This is a genomic window from Faecalibacterium sp. HTF-F, assembly GCF_023347535.1.
GTDB classification, from domain to species: Bacteria; Bacillota; Clostridia; order Oscillospirales; family Ruminococcaceae; genus Faecalibacterium; species Faecalibacterium wellingii.
Map to the genome: position 1 here is coordinate 1,469,652 of NZ_CP094473.1, position 17,613 is coordinate 1,487,264.

General features: G+C 54.2%; 20 protein-coding genes and 1 other annotated feature. Of the genes, 4 read left to right on the forward strand and 16 right to left on the reverse strand.

All coding sequences use genetic code 11. From position 1 onward, the window contains the following. The 4 genes from dapA (at position 1) to MTP37_RS07065 (ending at position 3,592) form a co-directional block, all read left to right on the forward strand. Complete coding sequence (gene dapA / locus MTP37_RS07050; protein ID WP_249236639.1) at positions 1–894, forward strand: 4-hydroxy-tetrahydrodipicolinate synthase; 894 nt, start codon at positions 1–3, stop codon at positions 892–894. A gap of 91 nt (positions 895–985) precedes the next feature. Further along, positions 986–1,744, forward strand: coding sequence for a 4-hydroxy-tetrahydrodipicolinate reductase (dapB, locus tag MTP37_RS07055; protein WP_249236640.1), 759 nt, complete (start codon positions 986–988; stop codon positions 1,742–1,744). 111 nt (positions 1,745–1,855) lie between these two features. Further along, positions 1,856–3,073 (forward strand): CapA family protein, encoded by a 1,218-nt coding sequence (locus MTP37_RS07060; protein ID WP_249236641.1) that lies wholly within the window; start codon positions 1,856–1,858, stop codon positions 3,071–3,073. Positions 3,074–3,124: 51 nt separating this feature from the next. Beyond that, positions 3,125–3,592: an ACT domain-containing protein gene (locus MTP37_RS07065; RefSeq protein WP_249236642.1), complete on the forward strand. Its 468-nt coding sequence runs from the start codon at positions 3,125–3,127 to the stop codon at positions 3,590–3,592. A 133-nt stretch (positions 3,593–3,725) separates the two neighbouring features. On the opposite strand, the gene tyrS is transcribed toward MTP37_RS07065, so the two are convergent. The 16 genes from tyrS to MTP37_RS07145 form a co-directional block, all read right to left on the reverse strand. Continuing rightward, on the reverse strand, positions 3,726–4,946 hold the full coding sequence (tyrS, locus tag MTP37_RS07070) for a tyrosine--tRNA ligase (protein WP_249236643.1): 1,221 nt from the start codon (positions 4,944–4,946) through the stop codon (positions 3,726–3,728). Between the two features lie 64 nt (positions 4,947–5,010). Then, positions 5,011–5,268, reverse strand: a binding site (T-box leader). A gap of 67 nt (positions 5,269–5,335) precedes the next feature. After that, positions 5,336–7,000, reverse strand: coding sequence for a DNA repair protein RecN (gene recN / locus MTP37_RS07075; RefSeq protein ID WP_249236644.1), 1,665 nt, complete (start codon positions 6,998–7,000; stop codon positions 5,336–5,338). A gap of 15 nt (positions 7,001–7,015) precedes the next feature. Beyond that, positions 7,016–7,504: an arginine repressor gene (locus MTP37_RS07080; protein WP_249236645.1), complete on the reverse strand. Its 489-nt coding sequence runs from the start codon at positions 7,502–7,504 to the stop codon at positions 7,016–7,018. Positions 7,505–7,522: 18 nt separating this feature from the next. Continuing rightward, positions 7,523–8,374 carry an NAD(+)/NADH kinase gene (locus MTP37_RS07085; protein WP_249236646.1) on the reverse strand — a complete coding sequence of 284 codons (852 nt, stop codon included), beginning with the start codon at positions 8,372–8,374 and terminating at the stop codon, positions 7,523–7,525. Between the two features lie 40 nt (positions 8,375–8,414). Continuing rightward, on the reverse strand, positions 8,415–9,218 hold the full coding sequence (locus MTP37_RS07090; protein WP_249236647.1) for a TlyA family RNA methyltransferase: 804 nt from the start codon (positions 9,216–9,218) through the stop codon (positions 8,415–8,417). Continuing rightward, the gene (dxs, locus tag MTP37_RS07095; protein ID WP_249236648.1) at positions 9,215–11,098 is read right to left on the reverse strand and encodes a 1-deoxy-D-xylulose-5-phosphate synthase; all 1,884 of its coding nucleotides are present in this window, start codon (positions 11,096–11,098) and stop codon (positions 9,215–9,217) included. Before dxs ends, MTP37_RS07090 begins: the two co-directional genes overlap by 4 nt. 46 nt (positions 11,099–11,144) lie before the next feature. Next, on the reverse strand, positions 11,145–11,612 hold the full coding sequence (locus MTP37_RS07100; RefSeq protein WP_249236649.1) for a divergent PAP2 family protein: 468 nt from the start codon (positions 11,610–11,612) through the stop codon (positions 11,145–11,147). Between the two features lie 31 nt (positions 11,613–11,643). Next, on the reverse strand, positions 11,644–12,525 hold the full coding sequence (locus tag MTP37_RS07105; RefSeq protein WP_249236650.1) for a polyprenyl synthetase family protein: 882 nt from the start codon (positions 12,523–12,525) through the stop codon (positions 11,644–11,646). Beyond that, entirely contained in the window at positions 12,525–12,740 is a 216-nt protein-coding gene (gene xseB / locus MTP37_RS07110) for an exodeoxyribonuclease VII small subunit (protein ID WP_249236651.1), read from the reverse strand. The genes MTP37_RS07105 and xseB overlap by 1 nt, the downstream gene beginning before the upstream one ends. Next, complete coding sequence (gene xseA / locus MTP37_RS07115; RefSeq protein ID WP_249236652.1) at positions 12,718–13,941, reverse strand: exodeoxyribonuclease VII large subunit; 1,224 nt, start codon at positions 13,939–13,941, stop codon at positions 12,718–12,720. The genes xseB and xseA overlap by 23 nt, the downstream gene beginning before the upstream one ends. Then, positions 13,929–14,870, reverse strand: coding sequence for a tRNA (adenosine(37)-N6)-threonylcarbamoyltransferase complex transferase subunit TsaD (locus MTP37_RS07120; RefSeq protein WP_249236653.1), 942 nt, complete (start codon positions 14,868–14,870; stop codon positions 13,929–13,931). The genes xseA and MTP37_RS07120 overlap by 13 nt, the downstream gene beginning before the upstream one ends. Continuing rightward, on the reverse strand, positions 14,867–15,313 hold the full coding sequence (gene nusB, locus MTP37_RS07125; protein WP_249236654.1) for a transcription antitermination factor NusB: 447 nt from the start codon (positions 15,311–15,313) through the stop codon (positions 14,867–14,869). Before nusB ends, MTP37_RS07120 begins: the two co-directional genes overlap by 4 nt. Before the next feature lie 75 nt (positions 15,314–15,388). Further along, complete coding sequence (locus MTP37_RS07130; RefSeq protein ID WP_249236655.1) at positions 15,389–15,775, reverse strand: Asp23/Gls24 family envelope stress response protein; 387 nt, start codon at positions 15,773–15,775, stop codon at positions 15,389–15,391. Positions 15,776–15,968: 193 nt separating this feature from the next. Continuing rightward, positions 15,969–16,592, reverse strand: coding sequence for a SpoIIIAH-like family protein (locus MTP37_RS07135; protein ID WP_249236656.1), 624 nt, complete (start codon positions 16,590–16,592; stop codon positions 15,969–15,971). A 32-nt stretch (positions 16,593–16,624) separates the two neighbouring features. Continuing rightward, positions 16,625–17,146 carry a stage III sporulation protein AG gene (locus MTP37_RS07140; RefSeq protein WP_249236657.1) on the reverse strand — a complete coding sequence of 174 codons (522 nt, stop codon included), beginning with the start codon at positions 17,144–17,146 and terminating at the stop codon, positions 16,625–16,627. Beyond that, positions 17,143–17,613 (reverse strand): hypothetical protein, encoded by a 471-nt coding sequence (locus tag MTP37_RS07145; protein ID WP_249236658.1) that lies wholly within the window; start codon positions 17,611–17,613, stop codon positions 17,143–17,145. The genes MTP37_RS07140 and MTP37_RS07145 overlap by 4 nt, the downstream gene beginning before the upstream one ends.

Below are 17,613 nucleotides of genomic sequence, written 5' to 3' on the forward strand. Positions count from 1 at the left end.
ATGAAGAATCCTGTCTTTACCGGCGCGGGTGTTGCCATTATCACCCCGATGTACGAGGACGGAAGCATCAATTTTGACGAGCTGGGCCGCATCATTGAGGACCAGATCGCCCACGGTACCGACGCTATCGTGATCTGCGGTACCACCGGCGAGTGCTCCACCATGACCGACGAGGAACAGCTTGCTACTATCAAGTATACCGTGGACGTTGTAAACCATCGTGTGCCCGTCATTGCCGGTGCCGGCTCCAACGATACCGACCACGGTTGCGCACTGGCCGCAAAGTCTGCCGAATGCGGCGCAGACGCTCTGCTGATGGTAACACCCTACTACAACAAGACCTCTCAGGCTGGTCTGGTGACTCACTTCACCGCCATGGCTGAGGCTGGCGGCATCCCGGTGATCGTGTACAATGTGCCCTCCCGCACCGGATTGAATATTGCACCCGAAACTGCACTGGAGCTGAGCAAGCACCCGCTGATCAACGGCATCAAAGAAGCTTCCGGCAACATCTCTCAGGTTGCAAAGATCGCCCAGCTGTGCGGAGACGAGCTGAACATCTATTCCGGTAATGACGATCAGGTGGTTCCCCTGCTCTCTCTGGGCGGCAAGGGCGTCATCAGTGTTGTCTCTAATGTCAAGCCTGAGCTGGTGCACAACTGCTGCAAGGCTTTCTTTGACGGCGATACCGCCAAGGCACGTCAGCTGCAGTTGGAAATGCTGCCGCTGGCTGATGCGCTGTTCTGTGAAGTGAATCCCATCCCGGTGAAGTATGCTATGAACGTGCTGGGCTGGGAGGCCGGCGAGTGCCGTCTGCCTCTGGTGGAGCCCAGTGACGCCCACAAGGAGAAGATTGAAAAGGCTCTGCGTGCAGAGGGTCTTATTAAGGAATAAGTTTTTTGGCTGCAAAATGCCCGGCGGAGCGCTCTGTCCGGGCATTTTGCGATATGTCGATATGCAAAGCGGGCAGGAAAGGATAAAAAATATGACAGATATTGTGATTCAGGGCATTGGCGGCCGTATGGGCCATGTGCTGTGTGATATGATCGCACAGCGTGAGGACTGCCGCGTGATCGCCGGCATCGACCTGAAGGACGGCGACCAGAACGGTATCCCCGTGTACGACAGTCTGGAAAAGCTGGATGGCAAGGGCGATGTGGTCATCGATTTCAGCTCCCCTGCGGCTGTAGAAAAGGCTCTGCCCTACTGCGAGGCCCACAAGCTGCCCATTGTGGTATGCACTACCGGCCTTTCGGAAGAGCTGCAGCTCAAGGTGGTGCAGCTGTCCCGCACCGTTCCGGTATTCAAAAGCGCGAACATGTCCATGGGCATCAATGTGCTGTCTGAGCTGTGCAAGCGCGCTTCGGCGATTCTGGGCGCGAATTACGACATTGAGATCGTGGAACAGCACCACCACAACAAGCTGGACGCTCCCAGCGGCACTGCACTGATGCTGGCTGATGCCATCAACGAGCAGAATAATGGCGAATATCACTATGTGTATGATCGTTCCTCCGTTCGTCAGAAGCGCGACCCGAAGGAGATCGGTATCAGCTCTGTGCGCGGCGGCAGCATCGTGGGTGATCACGAAGTGCTGTTCTGCGGTCCGGATGAAGTGATCACTCTCAAGCACACCGCTTATTCCCGCAATATTTTTGCAAACGGCGCGGTAAATGCTGCTGTTTACCTTGCAAAAAAGGAGCCAGGCCTGTACAATATGGGTGACATGATCGCTGCACTGTAAACAACGATCCACCCAGATGAAAGGATGTGGCCCTGAATGAGCAAGCTTCCCGCTCAGCATTATCGGCGACGGCCTCCTACAAGGCGGCGTATGAGGAAACATGCGTTTCAAATGGTGATCTCTGTTCTGGCCATGTTTCTGCTCTGCATTTTCTTCCTTGCATGGACATTTCCGCGGGATCTGCTTCCGTCTGCCGGTTCTGTGACAGCTATTCCAGAGCCGCCTCCCAGTCCGGCTGCAGCATCACCAGCGGCAGAACCGGAGCCTCAGCCAGTCGTGCAGACGGTACGCTTTTCTGCCACCGGCGATAATCTGATCCACTCCCCTATTTACAAGCAGGCAAAGCGCCGGGCTGCCGGAACAGAAGGCTACAGCTTTGATTACTGCTATGAGCACATCGCTCCCTTCTACGCGCAGCAGGACGTGAACTGGATCAATCAGGAAACGCTCTGTACGGACGAGCTGGAGCCATCCACCTACCCGTGCTTTTCCACTCCGGGCGATTGCGCACGGGCGCTTTATCGGGTTGGTGTACGGGTATTCAGCCTTTCCAACAATCACACTTACGATAAAGGCGCTTCCGGCATTGCTGCTACGCTGCGGTTCTGGGACAGTATGCCGGAGGACGTTGTAACGACCGGTTTGTGGAAGGGAGAAAGCGACTACGGCCGCATCCCGATGCAGACGGTCAACGGTGTGACCATTGCATACCTCTCCTATACAGAGCATACGAACGGTATTCCACAGAGCAAAGCCATGACGGCCAACATCATCTACACCAGTCAGACGGATGTGATCGAACAACAGGTCCGGTCAGCACGCCAGCTGGCAGATTTTGTAGTGGTGGGTGTGCACTGGGGCGTGGAAAACAGTCATACCGTTGTGGATGGACAGCGCGCATTGGCACAAAGCCTTGCGGATTGGGGTGCTGACCTGATCGTAGGTACGCATCCACATGTATTGCAGAACGCGCAATGGCTGACTGCGGCAGATGGCAGAAAGGTATTCACCGCCTATTCTCTGGGCAATTTCATCAGCACACAGGCAAAGCCGGATCAACTGGTGGGCGCACTCCTTACTGTGAAGCTTGAGAAAACAACAGAACCCGATGGCTCTGTTCGGTGCGCAGTGCGGGATCCCAGACTCTGGCCGACTGTAACGCATTACGATGCAGGCAAATCCAATGTGCGCACCTATCTGCTTCAGGACTACACTGCTGCGCTTGCTCAAGCGCACGGTGTGCGGAATGACTATCCGGATTTCAGTCTGGAATGGATCCGGGCGGTTGCCCAGAAAAACATAGACCCGGAATTTTTGCAGCTTACCTGAGTGAATTTTACGTTGTTGAAGCCCGCTTTTCGGGCAGAACGGAGGTTCTTTATGTACGGAGTATCGAAGATCAACATTGAGACCAGCCTGATGATGATCAGTGTGCAGGACGTGGAGTTCAAGGGCAACAGTCTGGCACGGTATTTGCAGATTTTTGCGGATAACGGCGTGGTCGTAGATATGATCAGCCAGAGTGCACCCCATGGTACTACCATTGATTTCAGCTTTACCGCTTCCAGCAGTGATCTTCCGCTGGTGATGAAGGCCATTTCCGTTGCAAACTTGGACAAGGATGCCAAGGCTTCCCCGCTGATCAGCGTGGGCTACTCCAAACTGAACCTGTTTGGAGAGGAAATGGTCGCCAGCTGCGGCGTGGCCGCCCGTGCCCTGAACGCGCTTGCAATGGCGGGCATTGAGGTTCTGCTCATTACCACCAGTGATCTGGATATTTCACTGCTGGTCCATGCAGAAAACGAGGATGCCGCTTATGAGGCTCTGAAGAAGGCTTATGAGCTGTAAGCTGTTTTCTTGATGCAGTAAACATGAAAAGGCGCAGATGAGTCAACAAACTCACCTGCGCCTTTTATTCTGTGAAAGAATCAGCCTGCACCGTTTTATCGGTGTGCAGACTGATTCTTTCAGGATGTTTTCATTACAGGGTGACCTTATGATAGATCTTTTTGCCCTTTTTGATCACAATGCCCTTTACCAGCTGCTCAGCAGTAAAGCTTACAGTAGGAGCTGCGGCTTTCTCACCGTCCACCAGCACACCGCCCTGCATCACCAGACGGCGTGCCTCGCCGTTGGATGCAGCCAGACCAGCCTTGACCATCAGGGTCAGGATACCGATGGATCCATCGGTCAGATCGGCCTCGGTCAGCTGAGTGGAAGGCATGTGCTCGGTATCCATGGCGTTGCCGCTGAACAGCGCGCGGGCTGCGTTCTGAGCCTTTTCGGCTTCTTCCTTGCCATGAACCATGCTGGTCAGCTCGTAAGCCAGAATTTCCTTGGCCTCATTCAGGCGCTGATCCTTCCAGGTGCTCATCTCATCGATCTGCTCCAGCGGCAGGAAGGTAAGCATCCGGATGCACTTCATCACGTCGGCGTCGCCCACATTGCGCCAGTACTGGTAGAACTCGAAGGGGCTGGTCTTATTGGGATCCAGCCAGACTGCATTGCCGGCGGTCTTGCCCATTTTCTTGCCCTGAGAATCGGTCAGCAGGGTGATCGTCATGGCATAAGCGTCTTTGCCCAGCTTACGACGGATCAACTCTGTACCGCCCAGCATGTTGCTCCACTGGTCATCGCCGCCGAACTGCATGTTGCAGCCGTAGTGCTGGAACATATAGTAGAAGTCGTAGCTCTGCATGATCATGTAGTTGAACTCGAGAAAGGACAGGCCTTTCTCCATGCGCTGCTCATAGCACTTGGCGCGCAGCATGTTATTCACAGAGAAGCAGGCACCCACGTCACGCAGCAGCTCAACATAATTCAGGTTCAGCAGCCAGTCAGCATTGTTCAGCATCAGGGCCTTGCCATCGGAAAAATCGATGAACTTTTCCATCTGCCTTTTAAAGCAGGCCGCATTGTGGGCAATGTCTTCCTTGGTGAGCATCTTGCGCATGTCGGTACGGCCGGAAGGATCACCGATCATGGTAGTGCCGCCGCCGATCAGCGCAATGGGCTTGTTGCCTGCCATCTGCAGGCGCTTCATCAGGGTCAGGGCCATGAAATGGCCAGCGGTCAGGCTGTCGGCAGTGCAGTCAAAACCGATATAGAAGGTTGCTTTGCCGTTGTTGATCAGGTCGATGATCTCATCATCGGTGATCTGAGCCACCAGCCCGCGAGCCTTGAGTTCTTCGTACAGAGTCATAATCATTTCCTCCTGTTGTATGGGCAGAGGGAAAATAAAACGCCCTCTGCCAAAAATAAATTTGGCAGAGGGCGAGAAAAATCGCGGTACCACCTCTGTTTGCCGTTTCCTCACAGAAACGACCTCACGAGTGCACACCCCAGAGTAGAGTGACACTCCTGCGTTTGTAACGCTCGCACGCGGCACAGCCTACCAGCCTTGTAAAGGCATTCGACCTGCAGCTCCGGGAGGTATTTCCCCTGCTGCTCTGCGGTCCCTTGCACCAACCGGGACTTCTCTGAGCAGAGCGCTTCAAGGTACTTGTTCCCTTCAACGCCATTAACAATAGCTACTTTATCACAATACCGGATACTTGTCAACCCCTGTTTCCAGCAGCAGCCGAAACAGGCTTACTGCGCTCCGAGACCCAGCATTTCCCGGGCATTTGCACGGGAAATGTCGGTCACATGGTCACCGGAGATCAAGCGGGCCAACGCTTCCACACGGCCTTCCTCATCCAGCGGGTGAATTTCGGTATAGGTGCGGTCATTGGCCACATTTTTCTGGATCAGCAGATGGCAGTCGGCCAGTGCAGCGATCTGGGCTGTATGGGTGATGCACAAGATCTGGTGGCCCTGCGCACTCTGACGCAGAACTTCGCCGATGCGCCCAGCAGCCTTGCCGGAAACACCGCTGTCAATCTCATCATAAATCACCGTAGGCACAGCATCTTTATCTGCCATTGCGTTCTTGATGGCCAGCGTAATACGGCTCAGCTCGCCGCCAGACGCAATTTTTGCAAGGGGTTTGGGCGCCTCACCGGGGTTTGTGGAAATGTAGAACTCGATGCTGTCCTGTCCATGGCTGGCCAGCGGGCCGCGGGTGTGCCGCAATGTCATGCGTACACCCGGCATATTCAAAAAATCCAGCGTGCCGGAAATGCGTTTGTTCAGTGCTTCAAAAGCGTTCAGCCGCGTCTGGGTCAAGGCCTCTGCCTTTTCACGGGCCAGCGCATAAAGACGCCGCTTTTCTGCCTGCAGATGGTCGTGCCGTTCCTGAGAGGACTGGATGCGTTCCAGTTCCTCCCTTGCATTCTGTCCGAATTCGATCACATCTTCTACTGTATCACCATATTTACGCTTGAGCTTATAGATGAGATCCAGCCGCTGCTCGATCTCATCCAGCTCAGCGTCATTGGTATCGTAGGCGTCCAAACGGCCGATCAGGTCAGCAGCAACATCCTTTGCATTATAGTAAAGATCCAGCAGTTGGCTGGATGCAGCAGCAAGTGCATCGTCAAGCTGCGCTGCCGTGTCGATTGCATGGGAAGCTTCGCCCAGCAGATCGACAGCACCGGACGATTCGTCATCGCCCGAAAGCAGAGCATAACTCTGTGCGATCTTATCCCGGATAGCCGATGCATTGGCCAGAATTTTTCTGCGGCTTTCCAAGGTCTGTTCCTCGCCAGCCGTCAGCCCGGCGTCTTCGATCTCCTGTACCTGATAGCTCAGCAGATCGATTTTTCTCTGCTTTTCGGCCTCGTCGGTGATCATGGCATCCAGTTCTCGCTTGATGCGCACAAGCTCCCTGTACAGTACATAGTATTCCTGAAATTCCGCGTCGTTCTGTGCATAATCATCCAGAATCCCCAGATGCCTTGCCGGGTTCAGAAGTCCCACGGAGTCGTGCTGACCGTTAATGTTGATAAGTCCGCCGCACAGCTCCCGCAGGACGGACGCAGTCGCGGGCATCCCGTTGATGCGGCAGGTGCTCTTGCCCTCGGCGGTGATCTCACGGCTGAGCATCAGCGCATCCGAACGTTCGTACCCCGCCTTCTCCAGACTGTTCAGCACGGCATCCGGCACCTGTTCAAAGGCAGCACGGATGACGGCCTTAGATGCGCCCGTGCGCACAAGGTCTTTTGAAGTGCGGTTACCAAGAATGGCATTGATGGAATCGATCAGGATGGACTTGCCTGCACCGGTTTCACCTGTGAGGACATTCAGACCAGGCTTGAAATGCACTTCAGCCTTCTGGATAACTGCAACATTTTCAATTTGCAGGCTGCTTAGCATATACTCTCTCCCGCATTATTTTTGTACGATGTGCCGGATCAGCTCTGAGCAGATCGTTTTTGCATCGCGCTCTGACCGCGCAACGATCAGGAACGTGTCATCGCCTGAAAGAGTGCCGACCACATTTTTCCACTGCAGTGCGTCAAAAACTTCGCAGGCCGCATTGGCCATGCCCGAGTAGCACTTTACCAGTACAACATGCCCGGCATAATCCACGCCCAGCACAGATTCATGAAAGATCGTTTCAAAACGGCCCTGTGCCTTGGGGTTAAAGCCTTCGTTCCGGCTGGAAACATAGCGGTATCCCTCGGCCGTCGCGGCTTTTACCAGACACAGCTCCCGGATATCGCGGGAAACTGTGGCCTGTGTTACCTCAAAGCCTTCTTTGGAAAGATAGTCCAGCAAAACTTCCTGCCGACTGATCGGGTACTCCCGTACAAGTCGAAGGATCGCCTGCTGACGTTCTCCTTTACTTCTTACATCTTCCTTGCGGCTGCGCGCCATATCAAACTCGCCTCCCGTTTATCGTCTGCTGCGAAGCTTCTGGTCGATTGCCTGGAACTGATCGGCTTTTCCGAAGGTGATCAGCTTTACCACCTGATCCGAAAGCCGTACTTCAGCTGTTGCGCCGGCTTTGAGTGGATAACCGGCTGCTCCATCACAGCTGATAAAAACCTCATCGTCTGCCACCTGCCCGACACAGATGTTCAATTTACGCTCCTGTGCAAAAACCATGGCCGGGCTCGCCAGACTGTGCGGACAGATCGGCGTTACGACGACGCCTTTTGTCTGTGAATCCAGAATGGGGCCGCCCGCTGCCAGTGAATACGCGGTGGAACCCGTAGGCGTGGCAACGATGACGCCATCCCCGCGGTAATGTTCCACAAGGATATCGTCACAGTAGATGCTGAAATCAATCGCCTGCTGCAAACGGCCTTTTGTGACCACGACGTCATTCAGTGCATGTCCCTCCCAGCCATCATGGCCCAGAACATGCACATACAGCAGCATCCGGTGATCCAGACTGAACTCTCCTCTGGCAACAGCGGAGAGTTTGGTCTCCATTTCGTTGACCTCACAAGTTGCCAGAAAACCGCAACGTCCCAAATTGATGCCAAGGATCGGCTTTGCATACCGGAGCGACAGGTTTGCCTCGTGCAAAATGGTACCGTCTCCACCGATGGTCAGGATCACATCTGAGCGCTCAAGGCATTCCTCCTGCGGCAGATAGACCACACCCGCGGTACTGCATTCCGCACACAATTCTTTGCACATCAGAACAGCCGCACCATGCGTCAACAGGATCTGTGCCGCACGCAGCGCGATCTCATTGGCAGAAGTTTTGCCGGGGTTCGGCGAAATATAGATCGTCATACCGGAAGCTCCTTTTGCATTTGAATTTTTTGCGTATCCCTCAGCGGTCCAGCGTACTGTGGCTTGCAGCTACCACCTGTTCTACAGCACTGTCGTCCAGCACGGCAGGCTCTGTACTCTTCTGCACGAACATCAAATATTCAATATTGCCTTCCGGGCCCTTCACCGGACTGAAATCCAGTCCGCGCACAACAAAGCCGTTTGCAGCAGCATAACCCATTGCATTGTGCAGGACCTCACGGTGGGTAGCCGGGTCGCGCACAACACCGTTTTTGCCCACTTTTTCGCGGCCTGCCTCAAATTGAGGCTTGACCAGACAAACGCCCATGGCATCCGGTGTGGTGATGGCCTGTGCCACCGGGAAAATGTGATGCAGTGAAATAAAAGAAACATCCACACTGAAAAACTCGATGGGCTCTGCCAGATCTTCCAGCGTGACATTGCGGATGTTCGTGCGTTCCATATTCACAACACGTTCATCGGTGCGCAGACTCCATGCAAGCTGACCATAGCCGACATCCACGGCATAGACCTTGGTGGCACCATTCTGCAGCATACAGTCCGTAAAGCCGCCTGTAGATGCACCGATATCCATGCAGACTTTGCCATTCGGCGTCAGCGGAAAACACTGCATGGCTTTTTCCAGCTTCAGACCGCCGCGGCTCACATAACCGATATCATGTCCGCGCACTTCTACCTTGGCATCCTCTTTGATCATTTCGCCGGCCTTGTCCACCTTCTGTTCATTGACAAATACGATGCCGGACATGATCAATGCCTTTGCACGCTCCCGGCTCTGTGTCAGGCCATGCTGAACAAGATATTGATCCAACCGAATCTTCACGATAAACTTTCTCCTTTCGTCACGGCCATCTGAACCGTCTGTACAAGGCTGGCAGCATCCAGTCCTGTTGCCTGTTTGATCTGCGCCACACTGGCATGAGGAAGACGCACATCCCGCACAGAAAGATGGATAAAACATCCATTCCATCCTTTTTGCTGCAAAGCATACTCCAAATGCTCACCGATGCTTCCGTTTGCAATGCATTCTTCCGCAAACAGTATTTTCTGATATTTTATCAGTTCATCGAGAACTTTTTCTGTAAAGGGATATAGCTTTACAAGCTTCAGCACGTCACACACGATATCTTTTTGCTTCAGTTCCTGTGCAGCCTGTAAAACATCGGTCAATTCATCCGCATAGCTCACCAGAACGATTGTTGCATTCTCGTTCTTATACAGATAATCGTACTCCTGACCGCTGCAGCCAAATCCTGCCAGCACAGCATCCTGTCCACCGCGCGGATAACGGATCGCACGCGGGCCATGGAAGCGGTCGCTCAGCAGTTGCTGCAGCCAGTAGGTCAGTTCCTGATAATTGGAAGGTGCATACAACGGGATATTGATCTGGCTCAGAAAAGCCGGGTCATAGATTCCCTGATGGGTCTCGCCGTCCCCGGGAACAAAGCCTGCGCGGTCGATCGCAAACACCACATTTTCCTGCAGCAAATTGACATCGTGAATGATCTGATCATAGGAGCGCTGCAGAAAGGTGGAATAAATGCAGACTACCGGCAGCATTCCCTGACTTGCAAGGCCTGCTGCAAAGGTGACAGCGTGCTGCTCTGCCATTCCGACATCAAAAAAGCGTGTTGGATGGCTGTGTGCAAAAAACTGAAGACCGGTGCCATATTTCATCGCTGCTGTAATGGCACAGAGATCCTGATTTTTCTCCCCTTCTGTCACGAGTGCTTTGCCAAATACAGTTGAGAATGACTCCTTGGGCGCCACTTCCGGGTCGGGCATCCCGTCCAGATCGAAAGCAGAAACTCCGTGATAGTTGCCGGGGTTCACTTCGGCGGGCTGATAGCCCTTACCTTTTTTCGTGATAACATGCAAAAAGTGCGGCCCCGGCCGACCGCGGAGCGTGCGGAGTGTGCGTTCCAGCTCTTCCACATTGTGGCCATCCACAGGGCCAAGATATTGGAATCCCATATCCTCGAACATCGTGGAGTGGTACATCGCACGGCGCAGGAGCGTTTTACAATCGGTGAGGGTATTTTTCAGCGGGGTGCCCACCAGCGGAACGGCATCCAAAAAACCGCGCACATTATCCTTGGCATCCACATAGGCGGTGGTCGTACGCAGATGGGTCAGATAACGGGCAAGTGCACCAACATTCTTAGAGATCGACATTTTATTGTCGTTCAGGATCACAAGCAGGTTGTCCAAGTGCTCGATGTTGTTCATGCCCTCGTAGACCATGCCGCCGGTAAAGGCACCATCACCAATCACTGCCACAACAAGCCCCTGCTCATGATGCAGCTTTTTGGCCCATGCCATGCCAATAGCAAGCGAAAGGGCTGTGTTGCCATGCCCGGCAATGAATGCATCATGCACACTTTCGTTCGGGTTTGGAAATCCGGAAATGCCGTCCAACTGACGAAGCTGCTCAAACTGTCCGCGCCGTCCTGTAAGGATCTTATGGGTGTAGCATTGATGGCCCACATCGAATACGATCTTATCCTGCGGGGTCTCCAGCACGCGGTGCAATGCCACCGTAAGCTCTACCATGCCAAGGTTCGACGCCAGATGTCCACCGGTTTTAGAGATGTTTTTCAGCAGAAAGCTGCGGATCTCCTCACAAAGCTGTTCTACCTGCTTTTCATTTAATTGTTTTAAATCTGCGGGCTGATTGATGCTGTCCAGCAGCAATACTCCCATAAAATCACACGTCCTTCAAATGCAGAGTCTAGGCCGATGCCATTCATCACACCAGCGGATACAGAAAACCAACTGCTATACCCACCAGAACACCTGCCACTACCTGCAGCGGTGTATGGCCGACCATTTCCTTCAGATGCATATTCTGAAGGAACGGTGCGTTCTTTTCGCTGATGTCGATCCACTGATCGATCATCTGATTGAGCACCTTGGCCTGCTCACCAGTCTCATGCCGCACGCCCATTGCATCGTGCATCGTGATGATCGCCACAACGCTCGCCACGGCAAAAATAGCAGAATCAACACCTACACAGCGCCCGGTAGCAATAACCATTGCACAGACCGTTGCGCTGTGCGCGCTGGGCATGCCGCCATCGCCCCACATGCGCTCCAGCTGGAATTTACCCAGCAGGATAAAATTGATAACGGTTTTGAGCACCTGGGCCACAAACCAGCCAAGCAGGGAAACCGTCAGGATCTGATTGAACGACAGGATGTTTTGAATAAACTGCATAGTCTTTTTCCTTTATTCTGTATGGATCGTTTTAGTTTTTGCGCACAAGAAGCTGCTGTGCAAGCTGTTCCAGAAATGCAGCCTTGCCGCCAAAGTTCCGGCGCAGCTCTGCACAGGTCTCATTGTTCAGATCCTGTGCAAGCTGCATAGCCCCTTCTGCGCCATAAAGGGTCACGAAAGTAGTCTTGCCATTCTCGCTGTCGCTGCCGATGGGCTTGCCCAGCTGTTCCGGAGTACTGGTAACGTCCAGCACATCGTCCACAATCTGAAAAACCAGCCCCAGACCGTAAGCATAGTGCTCCAGTGCCCGGCACTGAGCGTCATCTGCCCTTGCAGCAGCAGCACCCATCTGAATCGCCGCATTGATCAGTGCGCCCGTTTTGTTGCGGTGGATCAGCCGGAGCTGCTCTTCCGTAGCGGCCAGCGCTTCGTACTTCAGATCCAGCTCCTGTCCATAGACCATACCGCGGCTGCCCGCACCTGCACTCAGTGCAGCTGCGGCCCGTACACAGACATCGGCATCTGCCGGGGCATTGGCGATCACTTCAAATGCCTCTGTCAAAAGAACATCGCCGGCCAGCATAGCGGTCGCCTCGTCAAAAGCTTTATGGCAGGAAGGTCTGCCACGACGCAGATCATCATTATCCATGCAGGGCAGATCATCATGGATGAGCGAGTAGCAATGCAGCATTTCCACTGCAGCCGCAAACTGCTCTGCCGCCTGCATATTACCGCCCAGCATATCACAGACACTGAGCACCAGAACGGCGCGGATCCGCTTGCCGCCGCCCATCAGACTGTAGCGTGCTGCACGGCACACCTCAGACTCTTCCGGCAGAAAGTGGGCACAGGCATGTTCCAGTGCGGACATTGCCTGTGCAAGGTAACTCTGATACTGCTCTTTGTGATCCATCAGCTTTCCTCCTGCACTGTACCTGCAAGCTTTGCATCGATCTCGCTGATCTGCAGAGATGTCTTTTCCAATGCAGCATGGCAATACTCCATCAGAGAAGCCGCTTCTGCGTACAGCTTGACCGAATCTGCAAGGGTGGTCTCTTCACTCTGCATCTGAACAAGGATCGTATTCAGCCGTTCCATGCCCTCTTCAAAACTTTTGGGTGTTCTCATTGATCTCCTCCACCGCTTCTACCCGGCATTTTGCCCGGTGAGAAACGCTGCGAACATATATTGTTTTTTCCGGCTGCAGACCTTCTGCATCCAGAATGGCTCCATTTGCTGCTGTGACCATAGCATAGCCGCGGGCCAGCACCTTATAAGGGTTCAGTGACCCGGCAAGCGCTGCGGCATGCTGGAGCTGAAGCTCTGCATCATTCTGCTGCGTCTGCATCTGCTGTCGGATCTCATCTTTCGCCTGTTGCAGCAGGTCATGCTTTTTCTGCCAGCTTTGGCGTGCAGGCCCCTGCTCCAACACAAAGTTGTATTGTTCCAGACCATTATAGCATAAATCGAGACGGTTTTGCATATTTTTACGAATATTTTGCTGCAAATCCAGTAATATCCGTTTCTGCTCTTCCCGATCCGGCACGGCAAGCTCTGCCGCAGCGGAAGGTGTAGGGGCTCTCCGGTCGGCTACAAAGTCCAGGATCGTATAGTCGATCTCATGGCCGATCGCGCTGATCAGTGGTTTTTTGCAGCGGTAGGCCGCCCGTGCGATCACTTCAGCATTGAACACCCACAGATCTTCCCTGCTGCCGCCGCCGCGGGCCACGATGATCTCGTCCACCTCTTTGCGCTGGTCCAGCTTCCGGATCGCATCTGCGACCTGCTGTGCTGCCTCAAAGCCCTGCACCGTTACCGGACACAAAAGCAGCTGTACCGAGGGCCAGCGCCGGGTGAGTACATTGCGGATATCCTGCAATGCGGCTCCCGTTTTGCTGGTGACAACACCAATGCATTTAGGGAATGCCGGCAGCGGCTTTTTATGTTCCAGGGCAAACAGACCCTCCTGCTCCAGCTTTGCTTTGAGCTGCTCCAATGCAAGCTGTGCGGCACCAACGCCATCCGGAAACATATCGTTCACATACAGCTGAAAGGCACCGTCGCGCTCATAAAGGGTCGCACGGCAGCGTACCACAACGCGCATCCCCTCTTCCGGGCGGAAGGCAAGACGGCGGGCATCTGCACGGAACATTACAGCCTTCACGCTGCTGGCTTCATCCCGCAGGGAAAAATAGCAGTGGCCGCTGCGTGCGTTCTGTACAAAGTTTGCGATCTCACCGCGCAGGGCAATGTCAAACAATCTGTCGTTTGCATCCAGCAGCATTTTAACGTAGTGGTTCAGGGCCGAAACGGTAATCACTTCAGCCATAATCCGGCCTCCCGTGCTGCAAGGATCGAAACGCCGATGGCATTATCGCTGGAATACATTCCCGGCACAAAATACACCTGCGGCAGCCGCTTTTGCACCCATGCGCGGATGATATCGCTGCTCATCACGCCGCCGGCACAGACCACCGGAAGACCGGGGTATTCCTTCTGCGCGGCCTTTGTCATTTTGACCACCGTATCTGCCACACAGAGCAAACAATATTTGCAGACATACTCCGGCGTTTTGCCTGCGGCCAGCAAACCGTTGCACTGGTTTTCCAGCCCGGAAAGGCTGCACTGCATTCCCTTTACACTGGACTTCGGCCGGATCTCTTCCCCGCACTGCGCAGCCAGACGGGAAACTTCAGCACCCGCCGGGAAACCAAAGCCCAGTTTGACCCCCACACGATCCACAGCCTGTCCGGCGTAGAGATCGGTGCTGGTGCCAAGAGTCGTGATCTGACGCACCTGATCGCAGAGCAGCAGGTCCGTCGTACCGCCGGAAATATGGAACAGCAGAACTTTTTCAGCAAACAGCTGTTCCCCCTTGGCTGCAAACAGTGCTGCCGCAGCGTGACCCTGCTGATGGGTGGTCCGCACAAGAGGGATGCCCTTTGCCTGCGCAAAGGCCGCAGCCGCACTGACGCCCGCCAGAAAGCATGGCATATAGCTGCCCTCCACTGGGCGCGGCTTCTGCGACACTCCGACAGCATCGATCTTTGTCAGATCAAATTCCTGCGCAAGCTCCTGCATCATTTCCGGCAGCGCGACCGTATGATGAAACAGTGCATCGCTCTGCCGCAGGCCCAGCTGGCCTTCTTTTACCGGCAGAAAACGTTTTTTTGCGCAAACAACCTCTCCAGCTGTATCAAACACTGCCAGAGAGGTTGCGTAGTTGCTTGTATCAATGCCAAGCGTATAGCGGCTCACTGTTCGGCCTGCTCCGCTGCGGCATCTGCATCCAGACCATGATCCCGGGCCACTGCGCCAAGCAGACCGTTCACGAACTGGTAATCTTCGTCTGCACCATACTTTTTGGTCAGCTCGACTGCCTCGTTGATGGCGACGCCGGGCTTGTTCTCACCGCCAAACAGCATTTCTGCAATTGCCAGACGAAGAACTGTCAGGCTCACCCGGGGCAGACGCTCCATGGTCCAGTTGCGCAGATGTGCGCGGATCTCGTCGTCCACTTCGGCAGAATGATCGTAGTATGCATTCAGCAGATGCTTGCTGAAGCCATCCACCGGATGTTCTTCATCGTTTTCTTCGTGGTTGATGATGGCTTCTGCCAGCGGGATATCACCAAAGGTCTGCGAAAATGCCAGCAAAAATGCATTCTCGCGGGCTTCTCTACGGGGCAAAATGTTTTCCATAATGTTCCTCTCGCAACACGAACCCCCTCTGCCTGAAGCGGCAGAGAGGATCGGTCTTTCCTGTTTGATTTTGTTTTATTCCTGCGCTGCTGCAGCATCTGCCAGACCGGCAATGACCAGATTGACCCGGCTCACCGTAACATTGGTCATGTTCTGCACAGCGGTCTTCACGTTTTCCTGTACCTTTTCTGCCACGGCAGGGATCCGTGCTCCAAAGCTTACCATCAGGTTCAGGGTGATGCTTGCGGTACCATCCCGCATTTCCACCGTGACCGGAGACTGGATGCTGGAAGCTTCCAGCAGATCCTTGAGCTTTTTATTCTGCTTGCCGCAGGAGACCTCAGCAACGCCGTCAATTTCCAACGCTGCACAGCGTGCGATCTTGCCAATAACCTCGGTGGAGATCTGAAGGCTGCCGCCCTGAAGATTCGTATTCTGAAAATCCATTGTGTTGTCCTCCATCCAAAAGCGGGCAGTCCGCCTGCTTTTTCCTGTTTAAAATGGTCCTGCCTGAAACGATCAATGCCATACGCAGGACAACATCATGCTTGATTGATAGAGTTATTATACCATCAAAGCGGGGGTGATTTCAATACTTGTTTGGGAAAACTCTGCCTTCTGCAGCTATGCTGGGACAAAATGGCAGGACTGTGTCCTATTTGACCTCCACCACTGTGATATTCTGTGCCGTCACACTGCTTTTGCTCAGCACCACATCGCGGATCTGCGCCACCTGTGTGGCAGTGAGCGGCTGGCCTGAGGTCATAACGGTCAGATCTGCCCGGCCAGACTGCAAAAAGCACAGGCAGTCGGCAAAGCCTTTGGCCCTGATTAGGGTCTCGATCTCATTTTCTGCATTCAGGTCTTCCAGATTCGCTGTCAGCTGGGAGGTGTATTCCTTCTTTTCTTCTGCGGAAAGAGAGGAAGCCTTCATCGTCTTTTTAATGGAATCCATCGCTTCATCGTGGGCTTTCTGTCGTTTAAGACGGGCCTGCTCAAAGAACTTTGCACCGCTGTCACTGGCAACACTTACCAGCTGTGCCTCGCCATAATTTTTATTTGCACTGGAAACCGCTTCCGCTTCGGTAGGCAATTCATCCAGAATGGCATCGGCCTGCACCGGAACATCCTCCACCTGCGCCGCGACAGCAGCAGTGCTTTCCAGCTCCGCAGGTACATCGCTGCGGGCATACTGCCAGTTTAAGTACACGGCGATCACCAGCGCTGCGGCCAGTGTAACGGCAGTAGCTTTGCGGGTATTTCCAGAAAGTGCTCTCATAGATCGTTCCTCCTTATAAAAGTTTCCGGGACTCAGCCCTTGCGCTGCTCCACACAAATGTGATTGGACGGCAGATCCAGCAATGCGCTCACCAGTTCTGTGATCCGGGCCGCGATCCGGACATCACCGCCGCCCTCGCACAGCACTGCCACGCCGCAGACCTGCGGCACGCAGACCGTCTCAGTCAGGGCAGAACCATCCTCCAGCAAAACATGCGTCTGCTGCGACTGCAAGTCTCCGGACTGCGTGTCCAATGCATAGATCACTTCCTCCCCGGTCCCCAGTGTGACCATCACAGTGGTCTTGCCCGCACCGCTCATATGAGAGATCAGCCGTTCCAGCCGCTCCTCCAATTGTGCCTGATATTCGGTGTTGCTTTGCGTGCTTTTGGCTTTCTGGGTGCTGCCTGCCGCAGAAGGCTGCGGGAAAAGCTCCGACAGCAGGATCAACAGCATTGCCAGCAGTCCTACTGCAGCCGCAAGCCTTGCCCTGCCCTGCTTTCCTTTGCATTTTTCGGCAAAGAGACGGATGGAAAAGCCCTCTGTTTCTTTCATCCGACTTCCTCCTGCATCTCCCGTACCGATGCCGTGCCGAGTGCTTCCTGCAGATATGCGGCGACCTGCTGCTTTTCTGCGTCGGTACATTCTGATAGGATGGTAAAACCTGCAGATCCAGCCTGTACGGTCTGCCCCTCCTGCGTCAGCGTGATGTCCAGTTCTATCGGTACCCCAAAGCGCTGCATACACTCTGTCCGCAGGGAGCTTTCCAGCCGCTCCTGCGCTTTCTGCAGGATCGATATTTCGACACTCTGGATATGGACAGAGGACGGTACCGCCTCCATGGCGCTTTTCAGTTCCGGCTTCACACCCGGTGCCAGCCGGAAAAGGACTACTAGAATATATAGCCCGGCAACAGCTTTTATGCATCTGCCCGCCCAGCCTGTGCCTGTCAGCAAAGCAGTGACCTCTGCGCAGATGCAGGCGATGCAAAATGCAGCTGCAGCGTTTTGGAATGCCTGCAC